15 protein-coding genes and 1 pseudogene are annotated in these 20,219 nt (G+C 73.2%); 11 read left to right on the forward strand and 5 right to left on the reverse strand.

Features of this window, described 5'->3' with window-relative positions; genetic code table 11:
* Positions 1-66: 66 nt before the first annotated feature.
* Both OG295_RS04035 and OG295_RS04040 read right to left on the reverse strand, forming a co-directional pair.
* Complete coding sequence (locus tag OG295_RS04035) at positions 67-723, reverse strand: GAP family protein (RefSeq protein ID WP_371675574.1); 657 nt, start codon at positions 721-723, stop codon at positions 67-69.
* Positions 724-1,217: 494 nt separating this feature from the next.
* Positions 1,218-1,660 (reverse strand): annotated as a pseudogene (locus OG295_RS04040) (ATP-binding cassette domain-containing protein); the annotation flags it as partial.
* A 388-nt stretch (positions 1,661-2,048) separates the two neighbouring features.
* Between OG295_RS04040 and OG295_RS04045 the strand changes: the two are divergent.
* Both OG295_RS04045 and OG295_RS04050 read left to right on the forward strand, forming a co-directional pair.
* Positions 2,049-4,901 (forward strand): SpoIIE family protein phosphatase, encoded by a 2,853-nt coding sequence (locus OG295_RS04045; protein ID WP_371675575.1) that lies wholly within the window; start codon positions 2,049-2,051, stop codon positions 4,899-4,901.
* A gap of 114 nt (positions 4,902-5,015) precedes the next feature.
* Positions 5,016-6,161, forward strand: a complete 1,146-nt coding sequence (locus tag OG295_RS04050; protein ID WP_371675576.1) for an ABC transporter substrate-binding protein — start codon at positions 5,016-5,018, stop codon at positions 6,159-6,161.
* Between the two features lie 27 nt (positions 6,162-6,188).
* On the opposite strand, the gene OG295_RS04055 is transcribed toward OG295_RS04050, so the two are convergent.
* Complete coding sequence (locus OG295_RS04055; protein WP_371675577.1) at positions 6,189-7,145, reverse strand: DUF4344 domain-containing metallopeptidase; 957 nt, start codon at positions 7,143-7,145, stop codon at positions 6,189-6,191.
* Between the two features lie 248 nt (positions 7,146-7,393).
* On the opposite strand from OG295_RS04055, the gene OG295_RS04060 reads away from it, so the two are divergent.
* The 4 genes from OG295_RS04060 (at position 7,394) to OG295_RS04075 (ending at position 11,007) form a co-directional block, all read left to right on the forward strand.
* Positions 7,394-7,603 (forward strand): heavy-metal-associated domain-containing protein, encoded by a 210-nt coding sequence (locus OG295_RS04060; RefSeq protein WP_371675578.1) that lies wholly within the window; start codon positions 7,394-7,396, stop codon positions 7,601-7,603.
* Between the two features lie 250 nt (positions 7,604-7,853).
* Positions 7,854-8,606 carry a DUF4142 domain-containing protein gene (locus OG295_RS04065; protein WP_371675579.1) on the forward strand — a complete coding sequence of 251 codons (753 nt, stop codon included), beginning with the start codon at positions 7,854-7,856 and terminating at the stop codon, positions 8,604-8,606.
* Between the two features lie 9 nt (positions 8,607-8,615).
* Positions 8,616-10,031 carry a DUF1996 domain-containing protein gene (locus OG295_RS04070; protein WP_371675580.1) on the forward strand — a complete coding sequence of 472 codons (1,416 nt, stop codon included), beginning with the start codon at positions 8,616-8,618 and terminating at the stop codon, positions 10,029-10,031.
* Between the two features lie 289 nt (positions 10,032-10,320).
* The gene (locus OG295_RS04075) at positions 10,321-11,007 is read left to right on the forward strand and encodes an RNA polymerase sigma factor (RefSeq protein ID WP_371675581.1); all 687 of its coding nucleotides are present in this window, start codon (positions 10,321-10,323) and stop codon (positions 11,005-11,007) included.
* Positions 11,008-11,108: 101 nt separating this feature from the next.
* On the opposite strand, the gene OG295_RS04080 is transcribed toward OG295_RS04075, so the two are convergent.
* Positions 11,109-12,311, reverse strand: a complete 1,203-nt coding sequence (locus tag OG295_RS04080) for a PucR family transcriptional regulator (RefSeq protein ID WP_371675582.1) — start codon at positions 12,309-12,311, stop codon at positions 11,109-11,111.
* A 634-nt stretch (positions 12,312-12,945) separates the two neighbouring features.
* Between OG295_RS04080 and OG295_RS04085 the strand changes: the two genes are divergently transcribed.
* The 4 genes from OG295_RS04085 to OG295_RS04100 all read left to right on the forward strand — a co-directional run bounded on the left by OG295_RS04085 (position 12,946) and on the right by OG295_RS04100 (position 17,414).
* Complete coding sequence (locus OG295_RS04085; protein WP_371675583.1) at positions 12,946-14,106, forward strand: hypothetical protein; 1,161 nt, start codon at positions 12,946-12,948, stop codon at positions 14,104-14,106.
* Positions 14,103-15,551 (forward strand): NADH-ubiquinone oxidoreductase-F iron-sulfur binding region domain-containing protein, encoded by a 1,449-nt coding sequence (locus OG295_RS04090; RefSeq protein WP_371675584.1) that lies wholly within the window; start codon positions 14,103-14,105, stop codon positions 15,549-15,551. Before OG295_RS04085 ends, OG295_RS04090 begins: the two co-directional genes overlap by 4 nt.
* Before the next feature lie 156 nt (positions 15,552-15,707).
* Entirely contained in the window at positions 15,708-16,751 is a 1,044-nt protein-coding gene (locus OG295_RS04095; RefSeq protein ID WP_371681101.1) for an SCO0930 family lipoprotein, read from the forward strand.
* Between the two features lie 90 nt (positions 16,752-16,841).
* Positions 16,842-17,414: a hypothetical protein gene (locus tag OG295_RS04100; protein ID WP_371675585.1), complete on the forward strand. Its 573-nt coding sequence runs from the start codon at positions 16,842-16,844 to the stop codon at positions 17,412-17,414.
* 51 nt (positions 17,415-17,465) lie between these two features.
* On the opposite strand, the gene OG295_RS04105 is transcribed toward OG295_RS04100, so the two are convergent.
* A complete protein-coding gene (locus OG295_RS04105; protein ID WP_371675586.1) occupies positions 17,466-18,380 on the reverse strand; it encodes a cobalamin-binding protein in 915 nt (304 codons plus the stop codon).
* 214 nt (positions 18,381-18,594) lie between these two features.
* Between OG295_RS04105 and OG295_RS04110 the strand changes: the two genes are divergently transcribed.
* Positions 18,595-20,190, forward strand: coding sequence for an alpha/beta fold hydrolase (locus tag OG295_RS04110; RefSeq protein WP_371675587.1), 1,596 nt, complete (start codon positions 18,595-18,597; stop codon positions 20,188-20,190).
* The last annotated feature ends 29 nt before the right edge of the window (positions 20,191-20,219 follow it).

A 20,219-nucleotide genomic window follows, 5' to 3' on the forward strand; every position in this document is an offset into this window, starting at 1 on the left:
GTCGGCGCCGCTGATGAGGAGAACGCATCACCGGCTCCTGGTGTGCGGGCCGCGCCCGATTCCATGTCAACTGGTGAGCTGATAGATGCTGTTGCCCACCAGCCAAAGACCGATGAGCAGCGAGATCGCGACGATCGCCTGATCCTGGTGGTCCTCCATCCAGGCGCGCAGCCGGCCGAGCCTGTCCTGTGCCGCCTGCGGGGCGAACGTCGCGTAGAGCTCCATCGAGAGCAGGCTGGCGGTGGCCAGCAGGCAGAACCCGAACAGGGTGAGGACCGTGGTGGCCTCGGACATGTCGGCGTCGACGACGGTGGCGCAGCCCGCCGCGACCAGGCCCCACGGCTGGAGGAGGACAGCCAGCCCGGCGGCGGTCCAGTACGAGACCTCGTTCAGACGGGCGGCCCACGCCGGGGGCTTGCGGGGCCGGGTGCGGGGGCGCCGGAGCGAGCGGCGCTTGTGCTCCCCGTAGGCGACCAGCCCGACGCCGATGACGAGTTTGCCCGCGAGGGCAACCGTCGACGGGGCGCTCTTGGGCGGAGGAGGTGTACCGCCCGTCGCGAACACCACCAGGGCCAGGACGACGACCAGGCAGGCGAGCCAGGCAAGGATGAATACCAACCCCTTGCGTACGCCGCGGTCGGCGGACAGCAGGAGGATGAACGCGGTCACGGGGATCGGATCCAGGGCGATGCCCAGGCCGATCAGGAGAAGGTCAAGAGCCATGTCGGCGACCACTCCGGAACACCGGCGCCGCGCCCGGTCCCTCGATGCTGCTGTTCTCCCGGATCCGCCGGGCGAGGGTGTCGCCCGTCCCGCTCCGGCGCGACGCCCCGATCTCCGGCCTGTCCTCCCAGGGGGCAGCCCTTCCCACCTCTGAGGTCGCGCTCACCGGTCCCTCCTGCCTTCCCGGCACAAGGGACGGCACCGCGCGCTCGTCCGGTGGCAGGCTCACCACTGCCTCCTGTCGTCGTCACGATCCTCGCCGAGGGCACAACCATCCCCGCTGAAACCCAGGAGAGCGGCGGCGCCACGCGGCCTGTCACCCGTCCGCCCATCCAGCCCAGTGGTGAGGCTCTTTCGAGGGGCACCGGAAAGGGCCGGGCTGCGGCGCTCATGGTCCGCTGGCCCGCCCGCCCCCCGTTGTCGTGCCCGGAGGGCAGCATCGGCGGACCGGGGTCCGGTCACATGCTGGGCGTTTGCTGACCTGCGCCCGGCCATCATGGCTCTGACCTGCACAGATGACGAGATGTCAGCTGTTGGACTTGAACATGGTGCGAAGCAATTTGAGCTCCTAGAAGACGGCTCCCTGCCAGCTTTCTGCAGGTCAAGGGCGTTCCGCACTCTACTCCGGCAGGCGCCGGATCTGAGATCATAAGGAAGAGCGGCGCCGTCACTGCTCGCCGGTCCGGCCGGGTGTCGTAGGAGATCCGGCCGTCGGTGAGAGCACGAGGATCCGGTCGGGGAGGGTGATGGCCTCGTCGATGTCGTGGGTGACCAGCAGGACGCAGGGGCGGTGGCGGTCGCACAGCTGCCGGAGCAGTGCGTTCATGCGCATGCGGGTGAGGGCGTCCAGGGCGCCGAACGGCTCGTCCGTCAGGAGGAGTTCCGGTGCCCGGACCAAGGCGCGGGCGAGCGCGGTCCGCTGGGCTTCGCCGCCGGAGGGGGTGGTCGCGGCGAGCCCGGCGCCCAGGACCCGCACCGCGTCCGGCGGCAACGGGCCGGACCGCAGGACGGCGGCGGACAGCGAGGGCCCGGCGACGCAGCCGGTCGCCACCCACGGCTGCCCGCCCTCGGTGTCGGCGGCCAGTACCGGGGCGGTCCAACGGCCGCGCTCGCCGCGCACGGCCTGCTACCGGCCGCTCTCGAAGACGGGGACGGCGCCCGGATCCGGCTCCGTGAGGTCCTCGGCCCGCGCGGCTGACGCCTCCCGGCCGCGGTCTGAGCTGCACCCCGAAGGCACGGACCTGACCTGCGGGGATGCCCGGATCACGGGTGCCGGGCCGGTCGCCGCCCGCTGCCGACGGACCGTAGAGGTTAGAAGATGGACTATGAGCAACTACCTGGGAGGCCTCCGGCGCCGGCTGCTCCGCTCGGCTCCGAGCCCCTCGGCTCCCGCTCGGCCCTCCCCCTCGGGAAACCGCCGGGAGCAGGAGGGGCGGCGGGAGCGGGCCCCGTCCCCCAGGGGAGGGGCGCGGCGGCCCCAGCGCCTGTCCTCCCTCCTGAGCGCGCGCAGCGTGGCCGGCGAGGTGTTCCTGCTCCAGCTGGCCGTCGTGGTCCTGCTCGTCGCCGCCGCGGTCCTGGCGCTCGTGGTGCAGGCCCGGAGTTCCGCCATGCTGGACGCCCGGCACCGTACCCTCGCCGCCGCCGGAACGTTCGCGGAGTCCCCGGGGATGGTCGCCGCCCTGCACAGCGCCCATCCCAGCGCGGTGCTCCAGCCGAGCGCCGAGGCGGCCCGGAAGATCGCCGGGGTCGACGGCCTGAACGTGTACACGCTGGACGGGGTCACCCTCGCCCACAGCGACCCGCACCAGATCGGCAAGCGCGTCGTCGGCCCCTTCGCCTCGGCGGCGGCCGGCAAGTCGTTCACCGAGACGTTCGCCGGGTCCCTGGGGCAGTCCGTGGTCTCCGTGGTCCCCGTCAAGGACGCCCGGGGCAACGTCATCGCCGTCGTCTCCTCCCCGGTCACGGTCCAGAACGTCCAGAGCATGGTGAACGGGCAGCTGCCGGTCGTCCTCGGCAGCGCGGCCGCGGTGCTCGCCCTGTCGGCGGGCGGCACCGCTCTGGTGAGCCGCCGGCTGCTGCGCCGGACCCACGGCCTGGGGCCGGAGGAAATGACGAGGATGTACGAACACCACGACGCGGTGCTGCACGCGGTCCGGGAGGGCGTGCTGATCGTCGGGGACGGCGGACGGCTGCTGCTGGCCAACGACGAGGCGCGCCGGCTGCTCGCTCTGCCGGGGGACGCGGAGGGGCGCCCCGTCACGGACCTGGGTCTGGAGGAGGGGATCGCCGAGCGGATCACGTCGGGCCGTTCCGCGACCGACGAGGTGCACATGGCGGCCGATCGGCTACTGGCCGTGAACATCCGGCCCACCGCTCCGTACGGCTCGGCCGGTACCGTCGTCACGCTGCGCGACACCACGGAGCTGCGGGCGCTGTCCGGCAGGGCCGAGGTGGCCCGCGAGCGGCTGAAGCTGCTCTACGACGCGGGCGTGCAGGTGGGAACGACCCTGGACGTGGAGCGCACGGCGCAGGAACTGGCACAGGTGGCGGTCCCCCGGTTCGCCGACGTGGTCACGGTCGACCTGCTGGAGCCGGTGCTGCGCGGCGAGGAGCCACCCGATGTGAACACCGAGATGCGCCGCACCGCCGCCGAGGGCCTCCAGGGCGACCACCCGCTCTACCCCGTCGGCCGGCTGATCCGGTTCGTTCCGACCAGCCCGATGGCCGCCGGGCTGGCCCGCGGCCACGCGGTGCTGGAAGCGGACCTGCACGCCACCCTGCACTGGCGGGACCAGGACCCGGCCAACGCCGAGCGGATCCTGGAACGCGGCATCCACTCCATGATCGCCGTACCCCTGCGGGCCCGGGGCGTCGTGCTGGGGATGGCCGGCTACTGGCGGGGGAAGGACGCCGCGCCGTTCGACGAGGAGGACGTGTCCTTCGCCGAGGAGCTGACCGCACGGGCGGCGCTGTCCGTCGACAACGCCCGCCGTTACACCCGCGAGCACACCGTGGCCGACACCCTGCAGCGCAGTCTGCTGCCGCGTGGCGTCCCCGAGCAGTCCGCCGTGGAGGTCGCGCACCGCTACGTGTCCGCGCAGGCCGGTGTGGGCGGCGACTGGTTCGACGTCATCCCCCTGCCCGGCGCCCGGGTGGCGCTGGTGGTCGGCGACGTCGTCGGGCACGGTCTGTACGCCGCCGCCACCATGGGTCGCCTGCGTACGGCCGTGTACAACTTCTCCACCCTCGACCTGCCTCCGGACGAGCTCCTGAGCCACCTGGACGAGCTGGTCGCCCACATCGACACCGACCAGCAGGAGTGGCAGGGCATCACCGGAGCCACCTGCCTGTGCGCCGTCTACGACCCCGTCTCGGGGCGGGTGACGGCCGCCACCGCCGGCCATCCGGGCCCCGCCCTGGTCCACCCCGACGGCAGCGTGTCCTTCCCCGAGGTGCCGGTCTCCCCGCCGCTGGGCCTGGGCGAGGGCCTGCCCATGGAGACCGCGGAGCTGAGCCTGCCCGAGGGCTCCCTGCTGGCGCTCTTCACCAACGGGCTGATCGAGGGCCGCGACCGCGATCCGGACGCGGGCCTCGCGGCGCTGCGCGCCGCCCTGTCCGGGCCGGCCCGTACCCCGGAGGAAACCTGCACCGCGGTGATCGAGGCGGTGCTGCCCACCCGGCCCAGCGACGACATCGCGCTGCTGGTGGCACGGACCCGCCGGCTGGACCCGGCGCGGATCGCCGAGTGGGACGTACCGCCCGACCCGGCGCAGGTGTCCCGGGTGCGCAACGCGTGCGCCCGGCGGCTGGCCGACTGGGGCCTGGACGAGATCGCCTTCACGACGGAGCTCATCCTGAGCGAACTGATCACCAACGCCATCCGCTACGGGAGCGAGCCCATCCGGGTGAGGCTGCTGTACGACCGCGGCCTGATCTGCGAGGTCTCCGACGGGTCGAGCACCTCCCCGCACCTGCGCCGGGCGGAGGAGACCGACGAGGGCGGCCGCGGCCTGTTCCTCGTCGCGCAGTTCGCCCAGCGCTGGGGCACCCGCTACACCGCCCGCGGCAAGATCATTTGGAGCGAGCAGGCCCTCCACGAGGCAGTGGTGGGGGGTGTGCCGCCCGCAACGCTTCCGGGGGAGGCGCTCCTGGCCGGCTGGGACGACGAGCCCCTCTGACGGGCGGCGGGCGGCGCGAACGGCAGCGGACACCACCGGCTGGAACTGCGCTGCCGGGGGCATCGAACGTACGCTGGTCTCGACCGGTACGCGCCCGCCCGCCATGGAGCCTTAGTGCCCGCACCTCGTCTCCGGACAGCCGCCGTCGGAGTCTGCCTCGCCCTCGCGGCGGCGCCCCTCGGCGGCTGCGGGGACAAGCCGACCGCCGTGCCCAGGACCCCCGCGGCGGCCACCTCCGCCGCGGACGCCGGCGGCATGGCGGCACTGACCGCGGCGGCGAAGAAGGAGGGGGCGCTCAACGCGATCGCGCTCCCGGACGACTGGGCCAACTACGGCGCACTGATCGACGGCTTCGAGAAGAAGTACGGGATCAAGGTCTCGGTGGAGCACCCGGAGGGCAGCAGCCAGGACGAGATCAACGCCCTGAAGGAGCACAGGCGCGACGGCCGCGCCCCCGACGTGATCGACGTGGGGGGCTCCTTCGCCCAGTCCGCGGCACAGCAGGGCCTGCTCGCACCGTACAAGGTCGCCCCGTGGAACAGCATTCCCGAGGAGCAGAAGGACCCGCACGCCCTCTGGTACAACAATTACGGCGGCTACGTTTCGATCGGCTGCGACGCCAAGCGCGTCAAGAACTGCCCCGCGACCTTCGCCGATCTGCGCAAGCCCGAGTACAAGGGCAAGGTCACGCTCAACGGCGACCCGACCAAATCGGGCTCCGCCTTCGCCGGCGTGTACGCGGCGGCCCTGGCGAACGGGGGGTCCTTCGACGACATCCAGCCCGGTATCGACTTCTTCGCCGAGCTGAGAAGGAACGGCAACTTCGTCCCGGTCGAATCCACCCCGACGACGATCGAGAAGGGACAGACCCCGATCAGCATCGACTGGGACTTCCTCAACCTCGGATACGCCGACGAATTCCGCAGGAAGGGCGCGGACGTCGACTGGCGGACCGCCATCCCCTTCGACGGCAGTTTCGCCGAGTACTACGCCCACGGGGTGAACAAGGACGCCCCGCACCCGGCGGCGGCACGCCTGTGGCAGGAGTACGTCTTCAGCCCGGAGGGCCAGAACATCAGGCTCGGCGCCTACGCACGCCCCGTGCTCATGGACGCCATGGCGAAGGACGGCACCCTCGACAAGGCCGCCGCGGACAACCTGCCGACGGTCGAGGGCACGCCGACGTTCCCGACGGAGGCGCAGCGGGAGAAGGCGAAGGAGACCGTCAACCGCAACTGGGCCGAAGCCGTTCCGGGCTGAGGGCCGGGCGGCCCATGCCGGTTCCGGTCATTGCTCGCGGCGCAGCTCGTCGAGCCGCTTCTCGAAGGCCTTCGTCTCCGCGATAAGACGCTCGCGCGCTTCCTTCTGCCGCTCGTCGCCCCGGCGCTTGAACGCCTTGGTGAAATGCGGCTGCAGCTGGGTCCACCAGCCGTGGTCCAGCATCGCCCAGGACTGCGGGCACAACGGGGCACGGGTCTTGGGCAGGTAGCCGGCGGCGACCAGGGGGGCGTGGAACTTCTTCGGGTCGCTCCCCTCCAGGTAGCACAGGAAGTTGAAGACCCGTTGCTGGGTGACGGGGTGATCGCCGGAGAGCCCCTCCAGCGTCAGCCGGCCCTCCCTGCGGGCGATCTCGTCGAACAGGACCGCGGCTGCCAGCGTCGGGCCGGCTCCCACCTGGTTGATGGTGGAGAACGACGCGTACCCGTCGGCGGCGTCCTCCTCCAGGCCGAGGTTGGCCAGCATCAGCTGACGCTGCAGGGCATGGCCCAGCTCGTGACCGAAGATGAACCGGGTCGAAGCCGCGGTCAGGTCGTCGGCGTTGAACTCGTCCGCGGGGAGCGGGGCAGGACGCTTGACGGTCTTGACCACGTCACCGAGGGCCTTTTCGATCTCGGTCAGGAACGCCGCCGTCATGAAGATCGTCCTGCCGTCGGGCTGGGTGACCGCGTCCGTGACCCCGGGCGGGACCTTGTCGGTGACCTTCACGACCAGGTCGTGCGGGAGGACGAGCGCCTCGTTCACCCAGTCGGCGGCCTGCTCCAGCACGCCGGACCTGCGGACCACGTCCACGGCGTGCCGGTCCTCGGGCTTGATCGTGTCATCCTCGTAGACCACGGTGACCTCGCCGCCCGTGGCGGCCGCGCCGCCGTCGGCGCCGCACGAGACGGCTGCGAAGCCGACGGCGAGCAGCGCCCCCACGGAAGCGGTCCGCAGCAGGGCCGTGTACCCACCGGCGCTCGACACCCCGGCCGGCTCCTCTCGTTCGTCACGACGTGGCGGCGGGCAGGTGCGCGCCCGCAGGGGACCCGAGCCCGAGAACCCGCCACGCGGATTATGATCGAAGTGGCTTTTGTCTACAAGCACCCGCTTGATGCTATTTCCTTCCCTCGATTCGGGGCATCCGCGCGGGCACCCGGACGGGGTCCGGTGCGACTACGTGGCGGAGGGCGCCCGGGGCCTCCGCGCGTCCCGCCGACCGGAGGAGAGAAGCCATGACCGAGCAGCGCTACCGCGTGACCGGCATGAGCTGCGGGCACTGTGCCGAGCGGCTCACCCGCGAAGTGGCCCTGGTTCCCGGGGTGAGCGGCGTCGCCGTGGACCTCGGCGCCCAGACCGTCACCGTGAGCGGCGAGCCGCTGGACGAGGTCCTGATCAGGGACGCGATCACCGGGGCCGGCTACGGCGTCGCGGCGGTGCTGTGACCGCACGCCGGGACAACAGCCCTGCAACAGGCGGCTGTTGAAAGGTCGAACGCCGCAAGATAGCAGCCTTTCGAGGAGTTGCCCGGATGTTTATCCGATGGTGATGGTCCTTCCTCCCTGACGCCACACCGGGCACTAGCGTCCCGTGGCACCCCAGGAGAGCCGGATGTGCGGGTGTGAACCGCACGGCACGCGCCGGCGGCCGGCACGGCCCCGACTCTCCTGCAGGACCACGGAGCAAGGAGGCAATGTGCTGTCATTCCGGCGGCGATCCGGCAGCGGCTTGTCGGTGGCCACGAAGTACACGATCGGAAGCGGCCTGGTCATCAGTGCCCTGGCCGTCACGCTGATCGCGCTGCTGATCCCCGTGGCCAAGTACGGCGACCGCGCCTCGGCGGCCACCACGGGAGCGGCGGCACCGGCAGCGGGGATCGTGGACGACGGCGCCGGGATCATGAGCACGGCGTACGGGCCGCTCACCCCCACCGACCGGGACTTCGTCCGCAAGGTGCGGCTCGCCGGGCTCTGGGAGCTGCCCGCGGGGCGACAGGCCCAGCAGCGCGGGACGCGCCCCTCCGTGCGCACGGCCGGGGAACACCTCGTCATGGGCCACACCGACCTCGACCGCCAGGTCCTCCAGGTCGGCCAGGCCCTCGGCATCGACCTCCCCGACCGGCCCAACGCTCAGCAGCAGGGCTGGCTCGACCAGATGACGGCCGCCCAGGGCAACGAGTACGAGCGGCTGTTCGTGCAGCTGCTGCGGCGGGCGCACGGCAAGGTGTTCCAGCTGGTGGCGCAGGTCCGGGCGCAGACCCGGAACTCCATGGTGCGTGCCCTGGCCACCTCGGCCAACACCACGGTCCTGGACCACATCTCGGTCCTGGAGGAGAGCGGGCTCGTCGACTTCGACTCGCTCTCCGACGCGAGCCCGGCCCCGTCCTCCCCCTCCTCCCCGGTCCGCCAGGGGGCGTCGTCCCCCTCATCCGTCCGATCGACGAAGTGAAGTGATCACATGAGTCAAAAGGGCCACAGGCGCCCCCGGTTGAAACTCCTGGCCGCGGCGTGCGCGCTGGTACTGGGCGGCGGCGGGGTCGCCGTCGTCGCGGGCAACGCGAACGCCGGCCAGGACGCCGGCCGCACCGGCGAGGTGACCGCGACCATCGACTGTCCGGACGTGGGCGACCGGCTCACGGACGTACCCGACCAGGCGCGGGCCGAGGTCGACCAGAACCTCGCCCAGCTCGACGGCCAGGTCGCCGACGCCTACCGGCAGCTCGCCGCCGGGCAGGTGAGCAAGAAGAAGGTCCAGAAGGACGCGCTCCTGGGCCGGCTCAAGGACCAGCGCTCCACCACCATCCGGCGCGTGTCCGACGTGATCGGCCGTTCCGCCGGACGCCCCGAGGGGCTGGACGCGCTGAGCGGATGCACCATGAAGGAGGCTCCCGCGGAGGCCGACCCCGGTGTCGGCGCGGCGGCCGACGCGGCGGTCGCCGCCGCGGCCGACCCGGCGCGCGATCCCGACGCGGCGCGCAGCATCGGGCAGAAACGGGGTCCCGCCCAGAGCGACTTCGTCAACATCGCCAAGGTGCGGCCGAACGTGAACGCCCCCGCCGCCGGGCGCGGCGCCTCCACCGGCTCGTTCTCCTCGCAGTGCGGGCGCAACGAGAACGGCCACTTCAACCCCGACAACGTCATCGTCGCCCCCGGCGTCTCCAACGGCGCCCACCACATGCACGACTACGTGGGCAACAAGACGACCAACGCCTTCTCCTCCAACAACAGTCTCGCGGCCTCCGGAACGACCTGCGGCAACGGCGACCAGTCCGCCTACTACTGGCCGGTGCTGCGGCTGCGCGACGGGAAGGCGGAGCGGGACGCCAAGGCCCCGGGCGGCGGACAGGACGCCAACGTGGGCACGATCCTGCGGCCGAAGCAGGTCACGATCGACTTCAAGGGGAGCCCCGTCGGCCAGGTCAAGGCGATGCCGCGGTTCCTGCGCATCATCACGGGTGACGCCAAGGCCTTCACCAACGGCACCGCCAACGCCAACGCCTCGTGGAGCTGCACCGGCTTCGAGGACCGGCAGCTGAAGGACAAGTACCCGATCTGTCCGAAGGGCAGCGACGTGGTGCGCACCTTCACCTTCCAGAGCTGCTGGGACGGCCGCAACACCGACAGCGCCAACCACCGTACGCACGTGGCCTTCGCGGACAAGGCGGGCCGCTGCCCGAAGGGTTTCGCCGCGATCCCGCAGCTGGTGCAGCGGATCACCTACGGGGTCGCGCCCGGTGCCCGCTTCGCGGTCGACAGCTTCCCGGAGCAGCTGCACAAGCCGGTGACCGACCACGGCGACTTCATCAACGTCATGTCGAACGGGCTCATGGCCAAGGCCGTGAGCTGCATCAACGGCGGGCGCACCTGCCGCTGACGCCGTCCGGGACGGGCGCCGGCCCGGGGCTCGTCCCGGGCCGGCGCCCGTACGTCCGTACGTCCGTACGTCCGTACCCGTACGCGTCCGGTGCCCGCGGCCGCGCGTACGGGTGCCGAAAGCGGCGAGGAGGAGTGCGATGCCCGGATCACGCGACACCGCGGACCGTCCGCGGACATGTTCACGTCCACGTCCACGCCCACCGGAGGAGGAGCAGGTCCCTCCGCCCCCCGACGCGGAACTCACCCGGCGCCTGCGCCTGCCCGGCGGCGATGCCGAGGAGGCGGCCGTGCGTGAGCTCCTCTACCGGCGGCACCGGCGTGCCGCCCTCGCCTACGCGCGCACCTGCTGCCGTACCCCGCAGGACGCCGAGGACCTGGTGTCGGAGGCGTTCTTGCGGACCTTCCAGGCGGTCCGCTCCGGCTCCGGGCCCCGCGGGCCCTGGCGCGCGTACCTGCTGGCGGTGGTCCGGCACACGGCGATGGAATGGCGCGACCGCGCCGGACGGACCCTGCTGACCGCGGACTGCGACTCCTGGTGCCGGCAGGCGCCCGGCGGCGACCCCCAGGGACAGGTGATGGCCGACGAGGACCGCCGGCTCGTGGCGCGCTCCTTCCGGGCGCTCCCGGTGCGCTGGCAGACCGTCCTGTGGCACACGCTGGTGGAGGAGGAGTCCCCGCACCGGATCGCGGCGCGGCTGGGCATCACCCCCAGCGCGGTGAACTCGCTGGCGTTCCGGGCACGCGAGGGGCTGCGGGAGGCGTACCTCGGCGCCCATCTGGACGCGGCGGCGGGCGGCGGGCGGTGCGGCCACTACAGCGGCATGCTCGGCACGGCGGTCCGGCGGGGCGGTACGCAGCGCCCGCGGGGGCTGGTCCGCCACCTCGCGGGGTGCGGCCCGTGCGCGCGGGCCTACGCGGAGCTGCTCGACCTCAACGCGACGCTGCGCGGCGCCCCGGCGCCCGCACCGGCGTAGGGCCGCTCGCCCTTCCGTGCGCGAACGGCGTCCGCCCGGCCTCCCCGTGGTACGGGAAGGCCGGGCGGTTCCGGTTCACGGGCGGCGCGTCCGCGCGGTGCTCAGAGGCCGTTGACCCGGGCCATCCGTCCGACGACCAGGGGGGTGAAGTCGGCGGTGACGACGCGTGCCGTCCGCCGGCCCACCCGCGAGTGCTGGCGGCGCACCTGGGCCATCAGGCGGCGGCTGCGCAGGGCCATCTCCAGTTCGAAGCGGGTCCGCGGATCGCGCAGACCGGGTCCGAAGAGCTTCTCCAGCTGCCGCATGCGGTAGCGCACGGTCTGCGGGTGCACGCTCAGGGCCTTGGCCGCCTCGGGGGCCCCGCCGCCCTCCAGCCACGCCAGCAGGGTGACCTCCAGGCGCTCGCTCTGGCGCGGGGTCAGGTCGGCGAGGGGGCGCAGCCAGCGGGCGGCCAGCGCGTGGGCCAGGGGTTCGTCCTGGAGCAGCAGGAGCGTGGAGAGGTGGTCGTCCACGAAGACGGCGCGGGCGTCCGGGCCGCCGCGGTTGGGGGTCAGGGTGAGCAGGCGCAGGGCCCAGCGCAGTGAGGAGGCGGTGTCGCGGAGGGGGACCGCGTGGCCGACGGCCGCGAACCGGCCGCGCAACGGGGGTTCGAGGGCGGCCCGGGTGTCCGGGTCGGGGCTGGGGAGCAGCAGGCAGGGCCGGCCGGCGAACATGCCGGGGAGGGCGTCGTCGAGGACGGCCGCCAGTTGCTGGGTCTCGCCGGGCGTGGCCAGCGCGATGGCCCGTACGGCCACCGGGAGGGGCCAGCCGGCCGCCTCGGACAGCTCGGTGAGGGAGGCGTGGGAGGCCACGCGGTCGTCGGTGAGGGCCTTGAACAGCTCCTGGCGGGCCCGGTCGCGGGGGGCCGCGGGTTCCGGGCGGGCGCCGTGGGCGCCTCCATGGGGGGCCGCCTCGTCGTGCGGCGCGGGGCCGTCGCCGTCGGGGCGGCCGTGGGCGTGACCGTCGTGACCGTGGGCGTGACCGTCGTGGCCGTGGGCGTGAGTGCTGTGCCCGTGGGCGTGAGTGCTGTGCCCGTGGCCCCCGTGGGCGCCTCCACCGAGGCTTCCGCTTCCGTGACCGTGCTCGCGCACCTCCGAGAGTCCGGGGCCTCGTACGTCCTCGTGCCGGCCGCCGTGGACGGCGTCCGACGCCACGTCGTGCCGGTCCTCGACCTCGTCCGGGGTCTTCGTGCCGGGCCCGTCGTGCGCCGCGTCCCGTAGTGGCTCGTCGCGGTACCCAAGTGCGGCGAGAAGGGCGTCTTCCACCGCTTGTCGGAGAATTTCGTCATCGATGGCATCGTTGTCATCGACAAGTATGGAAAATCCGGGAATTCCATGCAGAAGCTCCTCCACTATCTCCCCGGCCAGCGCGGGGAGTTCCCTGCGCAGGACACGGGTCCACTCGCCGCGAGGGCGGGACCAGATGCGGTTCAGAAGTTCGCACATCGTTTCCTCGTTCTTGCCGGGGTGAGGCCTGTCCGGTGCAGGAGCGACAGGCCCGCCAAGGTCGCCTGCCTCGCCAACGACCTTGCCTGTGACGACAGTTGCAGCTACCACACGCCCTCCTGGACGGTTCCGGCCACCTTCGATCCCGCGGGTTTGCCTTGATTTTGCCGTCGGGGACGCGTAGACGGCGAGGGGTGCGGTGGCCTGTCACAACCTCCACTGGAGGGGAATCCTCCGGGCTCGTTCGACGCACCGGAGACGGGGTGCGAGAAATTATCACGTTTCGATAAATCCTGTGGAGATGCTGCGTAGCTCCACGATGCTTCTGCACTCCGGCCCCGAGCCCTTCGGCCGACGTGGGAATTCCACAGCGCTGCCGGCCACCATCGACCACAACTCCCGGGCGCCGAGCGCCAGGTGGAGTGCTCGGAGCCCAGGCGCACAGGAGAACTGGATGCCCCTGCCCCAGCCTCACATGCCCCGCTCCCACAGAGCCCGACGCGGGAGCCGCCACGCCGCGGTGGCACCGGCCGCGGGAAAACGGGCCGTCCGGCGGCCTCCGCTTCTGCCCGTCGCGGGGCGGCTGCGCACCAGCGTGGTCTGCGCCTCCCTCGCCGCTCTCGTCTCCCTGATCGTGGCGGCGCGCGCGGGCGCGCTGACCCATCTGTGGGACTTCCTCGACTTCGGGTCGGGCGTGCTCTCGCTCGTCTCCCTCACCTCCACCGTCCTGTGGGGGCTGGTGGCCACCGACCGGGTACTCCTCGGATCGGGGCACCGGCTGCTCGCGCAGGGCGTGCACCGCGGGCTGGCCGTCGCGGGGTTGGGCTTCCTCGCCCTGCACATATGGGTCAAGGTCGCCGAGGGCCACACGGGCGCGACGTCCGCGGTGGTGCCGTTCACCGACGCGAACCGGCCCGTCGTCATCGGCCTCGGCACCCTGGCCGGATATCTCTTCGTGAGCGTGGCGGTCTCCGGCGCCCTGCGTAGTGTGTTCGCCACCAATCGCCGCTCCATGTGGTGGCGGGCCCTGCACATCGGCGCGTACCCGGCGTGGGGGGCTTCCCTCGTGCACGGGCTCAAGGCGGGCCGTGCCGCCGACCTCTGGGTGACGGTGGCCTACGTCCTCGGCGTGGCCGGCGTGATGGGGCTGCTCGCCGTCCGGCTGCGCAGGCGCAGGCGCGAGGGGTCCGCCCCGGCGAGCGCCCCGCAGTCCGTCGCGGCCACCCGGAGCGCCCGCGGCCCCCGTTCCCGGGGCTACTCCGTACGGGACGTGCCCCTCACGGGGCTGCGCCGCGGCGGGCCGGCGGGTGCTCCCGAACGCTCCGTGCGGCCGGCGGAGGCGACCGCACCCGTCAGGCAGGGCGCGCAGTTCACCCAGGACACGCAGGCCGTGCAGGTGACCCAGCCCATGCAGACGGTGCAACTGGCCCAGCCCATGCAGGCCATGCAGGTGACCCAGCCCATGCAGGCGGTGCCGGTGACCCAGGCCATGCAGGCGGTGCCGCCCCAGCCCCAGCACCCCCCGTACGCCGCCGCCTACGCACCCGGCCCGGCCGCGGACGCCGGGGCCGCCACGGGCTTCGGCCCGTTCGCCGGGCGGGAGGGACGGCGGTGAGCGAAGCGCCGCGCCCCGGCCTCGGCTGCGTGGGCACCCCCCGGCTGCTGACCGGACTCGACCGTTTCCCGCGGCTGGACCGCGACGCCCACGAGGCCGCGCACGGACCGCTGCCCCGCTACCGCCCGGACGAACTCGTCGACCTCGCCGCCGACATCGACCTGCGGGGCCGCGGCGGGGCGGGCTTCCCCTTCGCCCGCAAGCTGCGCGCGGTCACCCAGTCCGCCCGGGGACGCGACGGGTTGACCGCCGTCGTCGTCAACGGCAGCGAGGGCGAGCCCAGTTGCCTCAAGGACAAGGCCCTCCTGCTGCACGCCCCCCACCTGGTGCTCGACGGGGCCCTGCTGGCCGCCGCCGCGGTCGGAGCCGAGGACGTGGTGATCGCCGTGACCCGCCCCGACGTGGAGCGTTCGGTGCGCGACGCCGTCGCCGAACGGGGCCGGGGCGGGCGCCAGGTGCGGGTGGCGCTGCTGCCCGAGCGGTTCGTCACCGGCGAGGGCACCGCGATGATCAACGGCCTCAACGGCGGCCCCACGCTGCCGTCCGGGCAGCGGGTGCGCACCAGCGAGCGCGGCCTCGGCGGGGTGCCCACCCTGCTGTCGAACACCGAGACCTACGCCCAGCTCGCCGTCGCCGCGCGGCTCGGCGCCGCCGGTTACCGGTCGGCCGGGCTGCCGTCCGAACCGGGCACCGTCCTGCTGACCGTCGCCGGCTCGACGGTCATCGAGGCCCCGACCGGGACGTCGTTGGCGTACGTCCTGGAGCTGTGCGGCCTGCGCCCCGGGCAGGGCGTGCTGGTGGGCGGCTACCACGGCCGCTGGCTGGATCCCGGCTCGGCCCTCGGCGCGGAGGTGTCCCGGCAGTCCCTCGCCGCCTTCGGTGCGGTACTGGGGGCGGGCGCGGTACTGCCGCTGCCCGAGGACACCTGTCCGGCGGGCGAGGTGGCCCGGGTGACGCGCTGGATGGCGAACGAGACGGCGGGCCAGTGCGGCCCCTGCGTACGGGGCCTGCCCGCGCTGGCCGACGTACTGGAGGCGGCCGTCGCGGGCGGGGGCCGCAGCGCCCTCGAAGCGGTGGAGGCGCGGATGCTCGGGGTGCGCAGACGCGGGGCGTGCAGCCACCCGGACGGCACCTCGCACTTCGTGGCCTCCGCCCTCGCCTCCTTCCCCGACGAGTTCCGCGACCACGCGCTCGGCAGCGGCTGCGGCCGGCGGGTACTGGGGGCGCTGCCGCTGCCCGACGACGAGAGCCCGGAGCGGCTGGTCGTGGACTGGACGCTGTGCAAGGGGCACGGGCTGTGCGTGGACGTCCTGCCGGACGTCGTACGGCTCGACGCGGACGGCTATCCGGCACAGGCCTCCATGCCGGTGCCGGAGCGGCTGCGGCCCAAGGCCCTGCGCGCCGTGCGGCGCTGCCCGGCGCTCGCCCTGCGCATCCAGGAATGAGCAGCGCACGGCCCCGCCCCACCCCCGAGTTCATTCTTGGCGCGATCTGACAAATTCCCCGGGATATTCGTTTGGGGGGCTCCGGGCCCCGTATCAATTACTCAGGCAATGCGAACAGAACGCGGGATCCAAACCGAAGGAGAGACCGTGAAGAGAATGCGCCGTGAAATACTCGCCGGTTCGGCGGTCGCGGTACTGCTGCTGACGGCCGGGTGCGGGCTCTCGGACAACAAGTCCTCCGCCAAGGGGGATTCGGTGCAGCCGGTGGGCGACAGCAAGGCGCTGGACGCCTACGGCTCGGGCTCCGGCTCCGGGTCGCTGCCGGGGTACGGCAGCGATACCGGGGCCGCGCCGGCCGGCGGGGCCGCGGCGGCCGGCAAGGGCGGGGCGGCCGGGGAACTGAAGGTACGGGAGGCCGCGGACCTGGGCTCGGTGGTCACGGACGCCGAGGGGTTCACCCTCTACCGCTTCGACAAGGACACGGCGAAGCCGCCCAAGTCGAACTGCGAGGGGGACTGCGCCAAGGCCTGGCCGGCGGTGTCGGCGGACGACGTCTCCGCCGGAGCGGGTGTCAAGGCGGACCTGCTCGGTTCCGTGACCCGCGCCGACGGCACCCGGCAGCTGACGCTGGGCGGCTGGCCGGTGTACCGCTACGCGAAGGACACCAAGGCGGGCGACACGCTCGGCGAGGGCGTGGGCGGCACCTGGCACGCGCTGGGCCCGGACGGGAAGCCGTCCACCGCGTCCAAGGGGGCGGGCGGCGGGGGCATGGACATGGGCGCCGGAGCGGGCATGGACATGGGCTCCGGTTCGACGGAACAGCCGCCCGCCCAGCCGCAGGTCTCGCTGTCGGTGCGGCAGAACGCGCAGCTCGGTCCGATCCTCGCCGACGCCCAGGGGCGCACCCTCTACCGGTTCGACAAGGACAGCGCCTGGCCGATGAAATTCGGCTGCCTCGACGCCTGCCTCGACACCTGGAAACCGGCTCCCGCGATCGACAAGACGAAGGTGAACGGAATTGCCTCCGGATTGGTCGGATCGGTGAAACGGCCCGACGGTTCGGAGCAATTGACGATCGACTGCTGGCCGGTTTACACATTCACCGGGGACAAGGAACCCGGGGACATCAACGGGCAGAACAAGCAGGGCCTCTGGTTCGCCGTGACCGACAAGGGCAAGAAGACGAAGGCGGCCGGATAGAGCGGCCCGCACCCCCGATCCCGTGGTGCCCGGCCCCCCTCCCCGTCGGGCACCACGACCCCCTTCCCGATCCGTCAGCGAGGTTGTCCCATGCCGTCCACCGACCGACCGACGGGCCGCCTGCTGACGGCCGTTGCCGTGATGTGCGCCTCGCTGCTGTGCGGGGGCTGTGGCGAGAGCCGGCCGCCGTACGGGGCCGACGCGGCGGCCGGCTCCGTACCGGCGGCGAAGGCCGCCCCGGCCTCCCCTGCCGCCCCGGCCGCCCCCGGCACCTCCGTGGAGGAGATCGCCGGCGTGCTGGGCTGCACCGCCGAGCTGAGCGTCGAGGCGGACGAACTGCGCCAGGGAGCCTGCGAGACGGCGCAGGGCGCCTACAGCGTGACCACCTTCGCCGCGGATCAGGGCCTGCGCTCCTGGCTGGCGGAGACCCGGACCTACGGCGGCGTCTACCTGGTCGGCGACCGCTGGGTGGTCACCGGCCCGTCGGCACAGGCCCTGACCGCTGTGCACGACCGGCTGGGCGGCACCCTCGAAACCGGCACCTCCCACGAAGGCCACTCCCCCTCGGCCGCCGGCCCGTCAGCGGCCGGCCCGTCAGCGGCCGTCCCCTCGGCGGCGGAGCACTCCCCCGCGGAGCACCCCTCCTCCGCCCACGGCCACTGACGCCCCGCCGCACCGGGTCCGGCCCCGGTGCGGCGGGGTCGGCCCGCCCGCTCAGCCCAGCCGCCGCGCCTCGGCCGCGGTGACCGGCTCACCCGCCCGCACCCCGTGCAGGACGTGCGCCAGCACCTCCGCGCCCCGTACGACACGTGGGCCGGGCCTGTTGAAGTACGCGGGCCCGTCGAGCACCCAGACGTTGCCCGCGCGGACGGCCGGCAGCTCGGCCCAGCCGGGCAGCTCCGTCAGCAAGTGGCTCTCGCGCAGGGTGCGTTCGGGCGCGAAACCGCAGGGCAGGACCAACAGCACGTCGGGACGGGCCGCCCGGACCGCGTCCCACGTCATCGGCACGGTGTGCTCGCCGGCCGCGGCGAGCAGGGGTTCCCCTCCGGCGGCGGCGATCTGGTCCGGGACCCAGTGTCCGGCCGGCCAGAGCGGGTCGAGCCACTCCACGGTGACCACACGGGGGCGGGGCCGTCCCGCCGTCAGCTTCTCGACCTCGTCGAGCCGGGCGCGCAGCGCGTCCCGCCTCCGCTCCGCCTCCGCGCGCACGCCGAGCAGGTCGCCGACGGTGACCAGGCATTCCAGGACGTCGTCGAGGGTGCGCGGTTCCAGGCTCAGTACGCGGGAGCCGGCATCGAGGACGCGCACCGCGCGGGAGACCGCGGCGTAGGAGACGGCGCAGACGTCGCAGAGGTCCTGGGTGAGCACGACGTCGGGGGCGAGTGCGGCGAGCGCCCCGGTGTCCAGGGTGTAGAGGGAGGAGCCGGAGTGGGCGGCCCCGCCGACCGCGTCGGAGATCTCCCGGCTGCTGAGTTCCTCGGCCGTGAACTGCGCGCGGGTGACCACGGGTACGCCCTCCACCTCGCCCGGCGGCCAGTCGCACTCGTGGGTGCGACCGACCAGGTCGGCGGTGAGACCGAGCTCCGCGATCATGTCGGTGGCGGCGGGCAGCAGGGAGACGATGCGCATGGCGCGACTGTAGCCCGGCGGCGGCCGAGGCCTCGGGCGCGGGGGCGGCACCCTGCGAACGAGGCGTCAAGGTGCGCGGCGAGTCGGCCAGTTGTCCGGAATTCTGCTCATTCGTGAGGAGCACGAGGGCCGCCCTGAGGGCTGATTCGCCCGGACGCCGCGTCCTCCATCGTGAGCGGGGAACCGCCCCTCTCTCCGAAAGGAACGGCTCTCCGTGCGCCTCAGCCCGCATCCGCGCGTACCGCGCTTCGCGCCCCTGCTCACCGCCGCCGGTCTCCTCGCCACTGCCCTCCCCCTCCTGTCCGCGAACCCGGCGGCCGCCGCCCCGGCCGACTACCACCCTCCCCGGAAGCCCTCCTGGCACCGGTGCGACCCGGGGCAGCCCGCCTCGTACGAATGCGCGACGATCAAGGTCCCGCTCGACTACCGGCGGCCCGAGGGCCGGCGGATCGATCTCGCGATATCCCGCATCAAGACCCCGAACGCCGCCAAACGGCACGGGGTGATGCTGATGAACCCGGGCGGTCCCGGCGGGACGGGCCTCGACCTGCCGCTGATGGTGGAGGAGTCGATGCCGAAGGAGGTCAGGGAGCGGTACGACCTGATCGGCTTCGATCCGCGCGGGGTGGGCCGGAGTTCTCCGATCACCTGCGGACTCACCGAAGCCGAACAGAACCTCGACCGGGCCTACCGGCCGGAGACCTACGCCTCCGACGTGGCCTGGGCGCGCACCGTGGCCGACAAGTGCCGGGAGAAGGCCGGCGACGTCATCCCGTACATCACCACCCGCAACACCGCCCGCGACATGGACGCCATCCGCGCGGCGCTGGGCGAGCGCACGGTCTCCTACGTCGGCTACTCGTACGGGACCTACCTGGGCGCGGTGTACTCCCAGATGTTCCCGCAGCGGACCGACCGCTTCGTCCTGGACAGCGGCGTCGACCCCGAACGCGCCTGGCGCGGCATGATCCAGGTGTGGGCGACCGAGGCGGAACCGGCGTTCCGGCGCTGGGCGGGCTGGACGGCGGAGCGGGACGGCGAGTACCACCTGGGGACCACCGCGGAGGCGGTGTCGCGGACCTTCTGGGACCTGATGGCGCGCGCCGACCGCGACCCGATCGAGCTGGAGGGGCAGAAGCTGACGGGGGACGACATCCGGGCCGCCCGGGGCCTGTTCTTCTCCCCGGCGACGGCGGCCCCGCTCGTGAGCGCGCTCAAGGCGGCGGCCGAGGGCGGGCCGCGGCCGCCGGGCCCGTCCGCGGCGGAGCTGATGAAGGCCCTGCGTCCCTCCGGGCCGGCCCCGGACACCGGCACCGCCGTCTTCTGGTCGGTGGTGTGCGGCGACACCGACGCCTGGCCGCGCGATCCCGAGCAGTACCGGCGGGACGCGGTGAAGGACAAGCAGCGGTACCCGCTGTACGGGGACATGGCCTCCACCATCAAGCCGTGCGCGTTCTGGGGGCGTCCGCGGGAGGCGGTGACGCCGATGAGGACCCGGGCGAACGTCCTGACCGTGCAGAACGAGTGGGACTCCCAGACCCCGCTGGTCAGCGGTCAGGGCCTGCACCGCTCACTGAAGGGCTCGCGGATGGTGCTGGCGATGGGCGGCGAGGGGCACGGCGTCTACCTGGCCGATCCGAGGTCCTGTGCGAACGCGCCGGTCAACGCCTACCTGTCCTCGGGCCGGCTGCCGGCCGAGGACGTGACCTGCCGGACGCCCGCGGCCGGGGGCGAACGCGGGGCGGAGCCGCAGCCGCAGCGCCCGCTGCCGCTGCCGCTTCCGTTCCCGGCGGCGCCGCAGCGCTTCTGACCCGGACCCGGCTCCGCCCGCTCCCGCCA

It is taken from the genome of Streptomyces sp. NBC_01276 (assembly GCF_041435355.1).
Lineage (GTDB): Bacteria > Actinomycetota > Actinomycetes > Streptomycetales > Streptomycetaceae > Streptomyces.